The following is a 12811-nucleotide window of genomic DNA, read 5'->3' on the forward strand; positions in this document are numbered from 1 at the left end:
TTTCTTTTCGTAAGTTAACCAGATTCCTGCGCCAGTCTCTTCTGAAGTCGCGAGTTTCAGCAGGTACAGCGCTGGAAGTTTGTAAGCTTACATCAGGTTTTCGAGTTCAAGACCAAGGTCAAGATCTAAACCTAATGAAGAGAAATCTTCCTCTTCATATTCGCTGGACATGCCTGCAAGGTGAAGGCCAAGCTTTGCCCATAAAATAGCTTCTTCTTCATCGCTTAAAGAGGCAAGTCCCAAATCAGTCATTGCATCCAGGCGGGAAGCAGAATAATCTTCGTCATCATTATTCATGGCAGAAGCTGAAAGTCCAAGCTTGCTCCAAAGACCAGAATAGTCTTCATCATCTTGTGTAAATAATCCAAGATCGTTCATCAGATCAAAACGGGCAGAAGACTCATCATTTTCGTCATTGTTCATAGCAGAAGCATTCAAGCCTGTTTTGTTCCAAAAAGAAGTCATTTCATCTTCGTCTTCAGAAACAAAGCCTAGCTTATTCATTGCATCAAGGTTAGCAGAAGATTCTTCATCATCCTTGTTCATCGCAAAAGCGTTCAAACCAGTGTTATTCCAAAAAGAAGTCATTTCATCTTCGTCTTCAGAAACAAAACCAAGCTTGTTCATTGCATCAAGATTGGCAGAAGATTCTTCGTCATCCTTATTCATCGCAAAAGCGTTCAAACCAGTGTTATTCCAAAAAGAAGTCATTTCATCTTCGTCTTTAGAAACTAGACCTAGTTTGTTCATTGCATCAAGATTGGCAGAAGATTCATCGTTATCTTCAGAAGTCATCGTACCAAGATCTAATCCAGTATTCAGATCCGCAGAAGACTCTTCGTCTTCATCTTTGTTCATAACAGAAGCATCGACATCAGTATCTGCCCAAAGAGAAGATTCTTCATCTTCAGAAGTCATCGCACCAAGATCTAATCCAGTGTTCAGATCCGCAGAAGACTCTTCGTCTTCATCTTTGTTCATAGCAGAAGCATCAACATCAGCACCTGCCATAAGAGAAGACTCATCATCAGAAGTCATCGCACCAAGATCCAGTCCAGTGTTCAGATCCGCAGAAGACTCTTCGTCCTCGTCTTTGTTCATAGCAGAAGCATCAACATCGGCACCTGCCATAAGAGAAGACTCATCGTCAGAAGTCACCGCACCAAGATCCAATCCAGTGTTCAAATCCGCAGAAGACTCTTCGTCCTCGTCTTTGTTCATAGCAGAAGCATCAACATCAGCACCTGCCATAAGAGAAGACTCATCATCAGAAGTCATCGCACCAAGATCCAATCCAGTGTTCAGATCAACAGAAGATTCTTCATCCTCATCTTTGTTCATAGCAGAAGCATCGACATCAGCACCTGCCATAAGTGAAGACTCATCGTCAGAAGTCATCGCACCAAGATCCAGTCCAGTGTTCAGATCAGCAGAAGATTCTTCATCCTCATCTTTGTTCATAGCAGAAGCATCGACATCGGCTCCTGCCATAAGAGAAGATTCATCGTCTGAAGTGGAAGCACCAAGATCAAGATTGGTTCCAAGATTTGCAGAAGATTGCTCTTCGCCGTTGTCTTCACTTGAAAATGCTTGTACATCTGCGTTTGTGTTTGCATCTAAAGAAGAACCTTCTTCAGAGCTTTCGAGTCCCAGACCCAGGCCGAGATTGGTATCCAGGCTGCTTGAGTCTTCGGATTGTTCTTGTCCATTGGAATTCACACTTTCTTGTCCATTAGCTGTTTTGGCAGCTGTTTCACCGTTTTCAGATGAACTTTCTCCATTGTTTGAATCAGTTGATTTAGACTTAAGATTCAGGTTGGCCTTTAAGTTTGAAGTGAGTGAGGAGCTGTCATTCTCCTCGCTTGAATTCAAGCTAGCTAACAGATTGGTTGAAAGTCCAAGTGAATTATGATTAGTCTCTTCATCTGCAAGGGTGTAGGAGCCTCCTGCAAAAAGACCTGCTGCAGCAAAACCTGTGATCGCTAATGTTTTCAATAAGTGTTTGTTTTTCACTTGAATTCTCTCCTTCTTCTTTTTAGTTTTTTATATAAAAACGTGTAAGAAGAAGGATTTTTGCGGCGGCTGGGAAGGAGGAGCATTTAACCATTGATCATGGAAAAAAGCAACTGCGCCATATCTGGCCGCTTTTTCAGACATTGCATCAAGCAATGGGGCACCGGAAAAATACATGAAAGGGAGTGCTGCTCCGCCTGCGGCAGATTGTCCTCCGCTTGCCGTTGTACTGGAACCATTTGTCCCGCTGTTTGCAGGTACGTAGGAAATTGCCGCTTGTACCGGCTTTTCAGCTGGTGCCTTTTCAGCAGCATCATTGTTAGACTTGTTTCCGATTTCAGCAGAAGTTGCTGCTTCAGTAATGGCTGAAGGGCCAAAGAACTGTTGGGAAGCGTCTGCTGCCAGAGGTTCTGGCTGAGACAATCCATCAGTTACCACATCAGACATGACAGATTTCTTTTCAAAATCTGAATCTGGCTCTGTTTGATTGGCCGGTGTGTCTGCTGCCGCCATACCATCCGGGATGTTTGTATCAGCACGTGTTGTAGTGCTGATAGAATCAGTCCTGCCATTATCGGCAGTCGGCGTATTCACCTTAATAGGGTCGCCCGCTCCAATATCAGCTGCCGGAGTCTTCACCTTGATGGAGTCGCCCACTTCAGCATCAACAACCGGAGTTTTAACAGAAATAGAATCAGACACATCTACATCTGCGACCGGCGTGTTCACCTTGATGGAATCGCCCACTTCGGCATCGACAACCGGAGTTTTAACAGAAATAGAATCAGACACATCTACATCTGCGACCGGTGTTTTTACCTTGATGGAGTCACCCACCTTGGCATCGGCCACTGGCGTTTTGACGGAAATGGAATCGGAAACGCTGGCTTCGGCTATCTTTGCGTCCACTTTTAAGGAAGGATCCTCGGAAAGGTTGATATTCACCAGGGATTTTTCTTCCGCGTTTTTGTCCTTTTCCACAGTGATGATTGGCTTTGTCACCGTCTTGACAGTTTCTTTTACTGCACCGGTCACTGTGCCAAGAAGAGAGGCATCTTTTGGCTCGGCTTTGTCATTATTCTGTTGTCCGCTTTGATCCTGGCTTTTTTCGGTTCGCTGCAGGGGAACCGTTTCTTTAACGGTGCTTGTGACTTTTTCTGTCACAGAGCCCAGCAGCCCGTCCGCCAGTGCGGTCGAAGGGATGAAGCAGAAAGCCGCAAGAACCAAGGCTTGTACGAATCTGGTTGACACTCGAATCGCTCACCTCCTTTCAAAATTCCGCCTGAATTGGAACTTATTCCATCCATTTGTACCCGGCGGAAATGCTTATAAACTTTTCGGTGTTCTGCTGAACTAACGAAAAAGAATTCGTTTTGGATCACTTTTTAATAAAAAAATTTAGAAGTTTTTTAGAAAATCCTTTTAGGAGTAAGGGACTGGGACTATGGGCATATTTGGAAACTGGTAAATGAAATAAAATATTTCTGCTAAAAAAAATTTGAAATACTTTTCTGAAAAAACATGTTCCCTTTCACAGGTAATAGGGTATATCCAAATAAATTCTGGATAGGAGTGTGAGAGATGAAAGCCGTAACTTACCAAGGTTCCAAAGATATTCAAGTCAAGGAAGTCGATGATCCAAGGATTGAGAAAAAGGATGATGTTATTGTAAAAATTACGTCCACAGCGATTTGCGGATCAGACCTGCACATCTACCAGGGAAATATGCCCCTGAGGGAAGGCTATATTATCGGACATGAACCGATGGGCATTGTCGAAGAGGTTGGCCCTGAGGTTACGAAGGTGAAAAAAGGGGACAGGGTTGTCATTCCTTTTAACGTTTCCTGCGGGCAATGCTTCTTCTGCCAGCATGATATGGAAAGCCAATGCGATAATTCCAATCCTCATCAGGATACAGGCGCTTACTTTGGCTATACAGAAAGATACGGAAACTACCCTGGCGGCCAGGCAGAGTATTTGCGCGTGCCTTACGGAAACTTTGTACCGTTTGTCGTACCAGAATCCAATGAAATGGAAGACGAGGAGCTGCTGTTCCTTTCCGATGTTCTCCCGACAGCCTATTGGAGCGTCCTTCATTCCGGCGTCAAAAAGGGTGACACGGTTGTCGTTCTGGGCTGCGGTCCGATCGGCTTGATGGCCCAGAAATTCGCCTGGATGAAAGGAGCCTCCCGAGTGATTGCAGTCGACCATCTTGATTACCGCCTGCAGCATGCCAAGCTCGTCAATAAGGTGGAAACCTTTAACTTCAGTGAACATGACGACATGGGCGAATACCTGAAGGAAATCACAAGCGGCGGTGCCGAGGTTGTCATTGACTGCGTCGGCATGGACGGTAAAAAATCGGCCATTGAAAAAATTGAGCAGAAACTGAAGCTTCAGGGAGGTACCCTCGGGCCTATCCAGATGGCAACGAAAGCTGTCAAGAAATTTGGAACAGTCCAGCTGACCGGCGTTTACGGGGCAACCTATAATATGTTCCCGCTTGAAGCCTTCTTCTCCAGGAACGTAACCATTAAAACAGGACAGGCACCAGTCATCCATCTGATGCCGGAAATTTATAATATGATCGAAGAGAAAAAGATTGACCCGACACATATCGTCAGCCATAAGCTGCCGCTCGCAGATGCAGCACGCGGCTATCATTTGTTCAATGAACATGAAGACGATTGCACAAAGGTTGTATTGAAGCCATAAACAGCAGGCAGGTCCTTTCCGGGCCTGCCTTTCCTTTTGGCATTTTGCAGGATATCCCCCTGATCTCAGAGAAATGTAAGGGTACTATTTCTTTTAAAGCAGGTGGAAAAGTGAACAAGCTGTTTTTGGAAAATGACGCTCTTGCCCTGGCAGAGCTGGTCAAAAAGAAAGAAGCTGCGCCGATTGAGCTGGCCGAAGCAGCCATTGAGAATATTGAAGCCTTGAACCCGGGGCTTAATGCGGTCATCAACAAAATGTATGAGCAGGCAAAAGCGGCTGCTTTGTCCGCAGATCTGGAGGGAAGTTTTGCAGGAGTGCCGATGCTGCTGAAAGATATTACACAGGAGATGGCCGGAGAAAGAATCACTTCCGGCTCAAAGGCGCTGCAGAATTACCGTGCAAAGAACGATTCTGAATTCGTGGCCAGGCTCCGGCGGACAGGCGCCATTTTCATCGGGCAGACGAATGTCCCGGAGCTCGCCTTGATGGGCGTAACAGAGCCTGAATTTTACGGTCCGGCCAGAAATCCATGGAACCCTGATTACACTCCGGGCGGCTCAAGCGGCGGTTCCGCTGCAGCCGTGGCGAGCGGGATGGTGCCGATTGCAGGGGCCAATGACGGCGGCGGCTCGATCCGCATCCCTGCTGCTTATTGCGGATTATTTGGCCTGAAGCCGGGCAGGGGCAGGACGCCGGCCGGCCCTGGGATTGGCCGGCACTGGCAGGGGGCTTCGTCTGATCATGTGCTCACCCGTTCGGTCAGGGACAGCGCTGCCATGCTAGATGAGCTGCATGGACCGGAAAAAGGCGGAGCCTTTCACGCTATCCCACCAGCAGAATCGTATCTGGGCTGTCTGAAAAAGCCGCTCCCCAAAACCATGAAAATTGCTTATACCACAGCTTCCCCGCTTGGAACCGATGTCCATCCCGACTGCAGGGACGCTGTGCTCCGCACGGCGGCTATCCTCGAAGATATGGGCTACCGGACCGAAGAAGCTGAACCGGATATAGACGGAAAGAAGCTTGCCCAAAGCTATATCACCATGTACTTCGGAGAGGTGGCGGCTGCGCTTACTGGGATGGAGGCAACACTCGGGCGGAAGGTGTCCAGGGCGGATGTGGAAGCATCCACATGGCTCCTCGGCATCCTTGGAAAAACAATTTCTGCCGGGGACTTCGTCCTGAGCATGAGGGAATGGGACAAAGCGGCCTATATAATGGATTCTTTTCATGAGACCTATGACTTTTATTTGACTCCTGCCACCGCATTTCCGCCGGCAAGGATCGGCGAGCTCAGCCTTAAAAATGCAGAAAAAACGGCTGTCCAGCTGATCAGCATGCTGAAGCTCGGGAAGCTTGCCCAAAAGGCCGGGCTGGCCGGCCAGCTCGCTGAAAACAGCCTGAAGCGGACGCCGTTCACCCAGCTCGCCAACCTGACAGGGCAGCCGGCGATGAGCGTACCCCTGCACAGTACAGCAGAGGGCTTGCCATGCGGTGTTCAGTTTATGGCAGCCAAAGGGCGGGAGGATCTTTTGTTCCGGCTTGCATTTGAACTGGAACAGACGCCTCATTGGCTAAGGAAATATTGAGAGGCAGTTAGGGGGATTTTTTACTGTGGGACCCAGCTCAGCTGGCATGAAGGCTGGACATCTGGAACATCATAAGCTAGTATCAGAACGGTACACAACTTTTTGTGAAACTGGGCATGCTTTAAAAAAACAGCTCTGGAATAGATGAGATTTTTTTGCAGAAGAAGGAGATAGTTATGACTGAAAATCAATCTGTAGTTGCCGGCCTGAAGCCTTTTATCCAGGAAGTCTGGGAGAAATCCGGCTTTAATGAGCCGACCGCCGTTCAATCGAAGAGCATCCCCCTTATCCAGGAGGGCAGGGACGTGATCGCCGAATCGCCGACTGGGACTGGCAAGACGCTTGCGTACCTGCTCCCGCTTCTTGATCTAATCGATCCCGGCAAAAAAGCGGTTCAAGCCGTTATTGTGGCCCCTTCACAGGAGCTTGTTATGCAAATCTTCTCGGAGGTCCAAAAGTGGGCAGAGGGAAGCGGCATAAAAGGAGCTACTTTCATCGGCGGCGCCAATACGAAAAGACAGCTTGAAAAGCTGAAGAAGCACCCGCAGATCGCTTTGGGCACGCCTGGACGGATGCTCGAGCTGATCAAACAGAAAAAGCTGAAGATGCATGAAGTCAAAACGGTTGTGCTCGATGAAGGAGACCAGCTGCTTGTCCCTGAACATCTTGAGACTGTAAAAACCATTTTAAAATCAACCCTTGCTGACAGGCAGCTTGCTTTCTTTTCAGCAACACTTCCTGAAAGCACCGCGAAGGTTGCACAGCAGCTCTCCGCTGACGCCGAGCTCATCCGCGTAGGGAAGGAAGAAGCAATCCCGTCAGATGTGGACCATTTTTATTTTGCCTGTGAGCAGCGGGATAAAATCAAACTGCTTGAAAAGATCTCCCGTGTGAAGGATATCAAGGGGCTTGCCTTTGTAAAGGATATCGGCAATCTGGCTGTTCTTTCCGAAAAGCTTGATTTTAAAGGCGTGGAGGCCGGAATCCTGCATAGCGATCTGGACAAAATGGACAGGCAGAAGCATCTGAAAAACTTCCGCGAAGGAAAAAGCAGCCTGCTTTTCGCAACAGATGTGGCCGCAAGGGGCCTTGACATCCAGGGTGTCACCCATGTTGTGCACTACGATTTTCCAAGGGACATCAAGCAATATGTCCACCGCTCAGGGCGCACGGGCCGTTTCGGCGCAAGCGGGACCGTCATCTCGCTCGTCACCGAAAGGGAAGAACGCGAACTGAAGAAGTTCTGCCAGGAGCTTGGCATCACGCCGGAGAAGAAAGTGTTTTATTCTGGTGATATCGTGGACGCTGATAGAAGAAGATAAGGGGGAGCTGACAATCTGGTTTGGGGTTGTCAGCTTTTTTTATTTGGAATTTGTAAAAAAATGTAAGAAGGAAAGATTATCAGCTGTTTTGGGGAGAATAACCGGAAATGTAGGTAGAAAAAACGGAAAAGCAGGGTGAAAAAACTGAAATTGGGCAGAGTCAACGCTAAATTGGGGCAGAATTACAATGAAAATAGGTAGACTTGAACAAAATCCATGATGAAAAAAACATTTCCTCAAAAAAATACCCCACATTATGCAAGAATACCCCAGCAGCCTTCAAACCAATCTTTAATATAGTAAAGGATTCAGAAAATATGCTAAAATATGAAAGTAAACCCAATGTGAAAGGAATCGATTCCTATATGAAAAATCCAAGGCTGAAAAAGCTTCAGGAAGAATGGCTCCTTGAAGCCACTATAGATGAGATGCAGGAGAAATTGGAGAAGGGCGAGGTTTCTTCGAAAGAGCTTGTGCTGATGTATCTGCACAGGATTGCGCAGAAGGATAAGAACGGACCGGCCATCAATTCTGTGCTTGAGGTCAATCCGGATGCTGTCCAGATTGCGGCGGCACTGGATGCCGAACGTAAGCTGAAGGGCAGCCGCGGGCCGCTGCATGGCATTCCTGTACTGATCAAGGATAATATTGATACTGCTGATAAAATGCACACCAGTGCCGGATCTCTCGCACTGAAGGAGTCGGTTGCAAAAGAGGATTCCTATGTGGCCGAAGCTTTAAGAAAGGCCGGAGCTGTTATTCTCGGAAAAACGAATATGACGGAATGGGCCAATTTTATGACAGAGGGCATGCCGAGCGGCTACAGCTCAAGGGGCGGGCAGGTGCTGAATCCTTATGGGCCGGGTAATTTTGATGTCGGCGGCTCCAGTTCGGGTTCAGGTGCAGCCATCGCTTCGAACTTTGCGGCAGTGGCTGTCGGAACGGAGACGTCAGGCTCGATTCTCAGCCCGGCAAGCCAAAACTCGCTTGTCGGCATTAAGCCGACGGTCGGCCTGATCAGCAGAAGGGGGATCATCCCGATTTCGCATTCCCAGGATACCGCTGGCCCGATGGCAAGAACGGTCAGGGATGCCGTTTATCTTCTGGACGTGCTTGCCGGCAATGATGACAGAGATCCTGCCGTGCAGAACAATCCGGAGTCAGATTATACCGAGTTTGCAGGTTTTCTTGATGAAAACGGGCTGAAGGGCAAAAGGATCGGCATTGCACGTGAAGTGTATTTTGATTATTTGAGCGGGGACAAGCTTGAAGTGATGAACCATGCGGTTGAACAGCTGAAGGCTCTTGGCGCCGAGGTGGTTGACCCTGTAGAAATCCCTTCTGCAAAAAATAATTGGAAGTATGATGTGCTCACATACGAATTCAAAGCAGATCTTAACGCCTACCTGCGCGGCGTTGCTCCTCATATAAAAGTGAAATCTCTTGCCGATGTGATTGCCTTTAACCTCGAAAACAGTGATGCAGCCCTTAAGTACGGGCAGACCATCCTGGAGGAAGCCGAAAGAACAAGCGGGACTCTGACTGAAGAGGCTTATATCAGCTCGCTTGAGGAGGATGTCTACTTTTCGACTGAGCAGGGAATTGATCATGTCCTGAAAGAGCATCATCTTGATGCAATCGTGACGCCGAACAATTTTGGAGCGGGCATTCCGGCAAAGGCAGGCTATCCTTCCATCACAGTACCGGCAGGCTATTCTTTAGAGAATGAGCCTGTGGGCATTACGTTTACCGGCACTGCTTTTTCAGAAGCCGGTCTGATCAGCATGGCCTATGCTTTCGAGCAGGGGACAAAAGTGAGGAAATCCCCTCTCCTGTAAGGCCGCCAAAGCAGAATAACACATAGTGAAAAGGCCCATACTACCAGAGAACACGCTAGTAAAGGAGCGAGGCAGCATGGGCAGGACAAAGCTTGGAAATGCAAATGCACAGCGCAACAATAATAAAAAAAGAGAAGGCTGGACAAGCGAAGAGCTGGTGGAATTCAACACCGGCACGAAAAGCAAGAAAGAAAATCAGCCTAAAGACTAAGAAGAAGGCCCCCGTCATCAGGGGGCCTTTTTGCGTAAAAAATATCTTTATTTTTCCTGAAAAGTGATTATAATCAAATTAACAACTTACTGATAAAGGCAAACCTGTCGAAAGGCAGGGACGCAAAGCTATGGGCCTTCCCGCGGATATGCGGCTGGCTGCCAGGCTGCCGGGCTCCTTTTTATGGATGTCATGGCATCATACAAAGGAGAGTATACAATGACTATCAAATTTTTTAAGACAGCTCTTTTGGCTGTACTGCTCGTGTTTGCAGCCTGCCCCGTGAAAGGAGAGGCTGCTGATATGAACCGCTCAACCTGGCTGTGGGATACAGCAGCCATAAAGGACAGGTCTGATGAAATCATTCAATTCCTGGCGGACAGGCAGGCAGATCAGCTGTATCTGCAGATTGACCAGAGCCTGCCGGCCGCTGTCTACCAATCTTTTATAGAAAAAGCAAATGCCGGCGGAATCAGTGTCCATGCATTGGATGGAGCACCTAAATGGGCCACGGCAAAAGGTGAAGCAGCCATGCGCAGCTTCTTCTTCTGGGTAGCTGCTTATCAGGAGCAGGCAAGCCCTGCCCAGCAGTTTTCAGGCATCCACCTGGATATCGAGCCCTATCTTCTGCCAGGCTGGGAAAGCAATTATAAAAGCACTGTGGTGAATTATCAGACCCGGATGCTTCAGGCTGCTTCCTTGTCCGCAGAGCTCAGTCTTCCGTTGGGGGCAGATATGCCTTTCTGGTTTGATGAAATGATGTTCAGCAATAAATTCGGCAAAGATTCCCTCGCAGGCTGGGTCATAAAGAATACTGACAGTGTGACGATCATGGCCTACAGAGATACAGCAGCAGGCCCTAATGGGATGATTGAGCTGTCCAGGAACGAGGTTGAGCTTGCGGCACAATATGGGAAAAAGATAGAAATTGCCGCAGAAACAGGGGCTTCTTCTGAAGCGGCGTATATCACTTTTTATGAGGAAGGCACACTAAGAATGGAAGAACAGCTTTCACTTGTCCGTGACGCTTATTCCTCAGATTCCCATGTGGGATTCGCTGTCCATCATCTTCAAAGCTGGATGGATTTGAGGCCATAATCATCTTTGGAAAATGCCTATTTTTAAAAAATAGGTATTTTTTTACGTTCAGTACCTTGTAATGTTCAATAGTGTATTGTATGATGGGTTTGTGAATGAATGGAAGGATTTACATGACTACTGAATAATGTTCACTACCGGTGGAGGTGCAAGGATTGAATGTTCAATTCAAGAAGGGTGTTCTTGAGCTGTGCGTGCTGCTGCTGATTTCTAAGAAAGATCAGTATGGCTACGAGCTCGCGCAAAACATCTCGGATAAAATCGAGGTGGCTGAAGGGACGCTCTATCCTTTGCTCAGAAGACTGACAAAAGAAGAGTATTTAACAACCTATCTGGCAGAATCAACGGAAGGGCCTCCCAGAAAATACTATTCACTGACAGAAAAGGGCAGGGATTATATGAATATGCTGATCGAGGAATGGCAGCAGTTTTCATTGGCGGTTAATCAATTTGTTGAGGAGGGAAAGTCCAGTGGCAGGGAATGAGTTTTTAGCAAGGCTGGAAAAGCTGCTTGGTAAGGTGCCGGAATATGACCGGCGGGAAATGCTGTACGATTATGAGGAGCATTTTGAAATCGGGCTTGCAAACGGCAGGACGGAAAGGGAAATCATGGAGGAGCTCGGTGACCCGCATGTCATTGCGCGCGACCTGCTTGCAGACTACAGGATTGTCAAAGCGGAGAAAACGCAGTCGGTCACCAATATTTTTCAAGCTGCGACAGCGGCGGTCAGCCTCAGCTTTTTCAATCTGGTCTTTATACTTGGGCCGCTGATCGGCCTCGCAGGCGTCTATATTTCACTATGTGCGGTGGCGCTCGTTTTGACATTGTCGCCATTTGCCTTGCTGGGGTCTTCGTTTTTTACGGGCTTTGAGGATATGACCCTGAATTTCTTTGCTTCGCTGGCACTGTTCAGCCTGGGCCTGCTGCTTAGCATCGGAATGATTTATGTCGGCAAATTTTTCTACCGGGTACTTCTCGGCTATATCAAATTCAATGTCAGGCTAGTCAAAGGAAAAGGAGAGAAGGCAGCATGAAGAAACTGGTGGCGGGTTTGGTCGTTTTATTCCTGATCGGTGTCGGCGGTTCAGCCATTACACTCAGCGCTTCGGGAGGTCTGAATTTTAACACGGTTGAGATTAATCAAAGCGAGACGATAAAAGCAGATTCCATCCAGCATATCTCAGTAAATAGCGCTTCGACAGATGTGGTCATCAGGGAAGCTGGCAGCGAGAAAGATATAAAGGTGGCACTAACGGGGAAAGTCAGCAAAAAGCTCAAAGATGATTATAAACTGAAGGTCAGCGAAGATGATGGCACCCTGAATGTCGACCTTGATGTGAAGAATATGTTCCGCATGGGAGTGGTTATCATCCGTGATGTGAAAATCGAGGTGCTTCTTCCGAAAAAGGAATATGAGGAACTGGCAGTACAGGTATTATCCGGCGATATCAAAGCGGAAAACATTCAAAGCAAGGACAGCATTTTTGAGACAAAGAGCGGTGATGTTGCGCTGAAGAGAATGGAAGCCGGAGGCCAAATGGAAATCCAGGTGGCGAGCGGCGATGTAAGGGTAGAAGATTCAAAGGCGAAGGAATTGAAGGTTAAGGCAGCAAGCGGGGACATGCAAATCGATGGGTCAGCCGCAGAGTCAGCAGATTTATATACAGCTTCAGGGGATATAAAAATCAGCGAACTTTCCGGGGATATCGCTGCAAAAATTACTTCGGGCGACCTGAACATCAGCAATGATCAGCTGGCAGCCAGCATTACTGCCGAAACGGCAAGCGGGGATGTCAATATTTCATTCAAAGAGGAGCCAAGCGATATGATGGTTGATTTTAAGGCAACCTCCGGGGAGGGCAATGTCCAGCTTGATGGATTTCTTTTTGAAGAAAAAGAAGAAGACAGGATTCTCGGCAAAATTGGTTCAGGCGAGCATGTGGTAAAGGTTCATACTGCGTCCGGGGATTTTAATTTAAATTAATAGGAGTGAGCTGTCCTTGTCCAATGGCAGCTCTTTTTTG

11 protein-coding genes and 1 riboswitch are annotated in these 12811 nt (G+C 47.7%); of the genes, 9 read left to right on the top strand and 2 right to left on the bottom strand.

What is annotated here, in order from left to right; translation table 11 throughout:
- Positions 1-87: 87 nt before the first annotated feature.
- Together FZD51_RS02830 and FZD51_RS02835 are read right to left on the bottom strand one after the other, a co-directional pair.
- Positions 88-2013, bottom strand: a complete 1926-nt coding sequence (locus FZD51_RS02830; RefSeq protein WP_148973389.1) for a midas domain-containing protein — start codon at positions 2011-2013, stop codon at positions 88-90.
- 30 nt (positions 2014-2043) lie between these two features.
- Positions 2044-3264, bottom strand: coding sequence for a hypothetical protein (locus FZD51_RS02835; protein WP_148973390.1), 1221 nt, complete (start codon positions 3262-3264; stop codon positions 2044-2046).
- A gap of 330 nt (positions 3265-3594) precedes the next feature.
- Between FZD51_RS02835 and FZD51_RS02840 the strand changes: the two genes are divergently transcribed.
- From FZD51_RS02840 to FZD51_RS02875, 9 genes are all read left to right on the top strand, one after another.
- Entirely contained in the window at positions 3595-4728 is a 1134-nt protein-coding gene (locus FZD51_RS02840; protein ID WP_148973391.1) for a zinc-dependent alcohol dehydrogenase, read from the top strand.
- Positions 4729-4838: 110 nt separating this feature from the next.
- Positions 4839-6317, top strand: a complete 1479-nt coding sequence (locus FZD51_RS02845) for an amidase (RefSeq protein ID WP_148973392.1) — start codon at positions 4839-4841, stop codon at positions 6315-6317.
- A 176-nt stretch (positions 6318-6493) separates the two neighbouring features.
- Positions 6494-7639 carry a DEAD/DEAH box helicase gene (locus FZD51_RS02850; protein ID WP_148973393.1) on the top strand — a complete coding sequence of 382 codons (1146 nt, stop codon included), beginning with the start codon at positions 6494-6496 and terminating at the stop codon, positions 7637-7639.
- Between the two features lie 365 nt (positions 7640-8004).
- Positions 8005-9477: an amidase gene (locus tag FZD51_RS02855; RefSeq protein WP_094768181.1), complete on the top strand. Its 1473-nt coding sequence runs from the start codon at positions 8005-8007 to the stop codon at positions 9475-9477.
- Positions 9478-9553: 76 nt separating this feature from the next.
- On the top strand, positions 9554-9688 hold the full coding sequence (locus tag FZD51_RS26475) for a hypothetical protein (RefSeq protein WP_009792252.1): 135 nt from the start codon (positions 9554-9556) through the stop codon (positions 9686-9688).
- 87 nt (positions 9689-9775) lie between these two features.
- Positions 9776-9862: riboswitch (cyclic di-GMP riboswitch) on the top strand.
- Positions 9863-9907: 45 nt separating this feature from the next.
- Positions 9908-10786 carry an amidase gene (locus FZD51_RS02860; RefSeq protein ID WP_148973394.1) on the top strand — a complete coding sequence of 293 codons (879 nt, stop codon included), beginning with the start codon at positions 9908-9910 and terminating at the stop codon, positions 10784-10786.
- A 155-nt stretch (positions 10787-10941) separates the two neighbouring features.
- A complete protein-coding gene (locus FZD51_RS02865) occupies positions 10942-11271 on the top strand; it encodes a PadR family transcriptional regulator (protein ID WP_022543345.1) in 330 nt (109 codons plus the stop codon).
- Complete coding sequence (locus FZD51_RS02870) at positions 11258-11821, top strand: DUF1700 domain-containing protein (RefSeq protein WP_170939476.1); 564 nt, start codon at positions 11258-11260, stop codon at positions 11819-11821. Before FZD51_RS02865 ends, FZD51_RS02870 begins: the two co-directional genes overlap by 14 nt.
- A complete protein-coding gene (locus FZD51_RS02875; protein WP_094768139.1) occupies positions 11818-12771 on the top strand; it encodes a DUF4097 domain-containing protein in 954 nt (317 codons plus the stop codon). The genes FZD51_RS02870 and FZD51_RS02875 overlap by 4 nt, the downstream gene beginning before the upstream one ends.
- Positions 12772-12811: the final 40 nt, after the last annotated feature.

The sequence above is a fragment of the Bacillus infantis genome (genome assembly GCF_008180445.1).
In the GTDB taxonomy this organism is placed as follows: Bacteria; Bacillota; Bacilli; order Bacillales; family Cytobacillaceae; genus Bacillus_AB; species Bacillus_AB infantis_B.

What these genes read in the sequence shown, in the direction of transcription:
- FZD51_RS02840 (WP_148973391.1), top strand. Translation starts at nt 3,595, where the DNA reads ATGAAAGCCGTAACTTACCAAGGTTCCAAAGATATTCAAGTCAAGGAA.
- FZD51_RS02850 (WP_148973393.1), top strand. Translation starts at nt 6,494, where the DNA reads ATGACTGAAAATCAATCTGTAGTTGCCGGCCTGAAGCCTTTTATCCAG.
- FZD51_RS02855 (WP_094768181.1), top strand. Translation starts at nt 8,005, where the DNA reads ATGAAAAATCCAAGGCTGAAAAAGCTTCAGGAAGAATGGCTCCTTGAA.
- FZD51_RS26475 (WP_009792252.1), top strand. Translation starts at nt 9,554, where the DNA reads ATGGGCAGGACAAAGCTTGGAAATGCAAATGCACAGCGCAACAATAAT.
- FZD51_RS02860 (WP_148973394.1), top strand. Translation starts at nt 9,908, where the DNA reads ATGACTATCAAATTTTTTAAGACAGCTCTTTTGGCTGTACTGCTCGTG.
- FZD51_RS02875 (WP_094768139.1), top strand. Translation starts at nt 11,818, where the DNA reads ATGAAGAAACTGGTGGCGGGTTTGGTCGTTTTATTCCTGATCGGTGTC.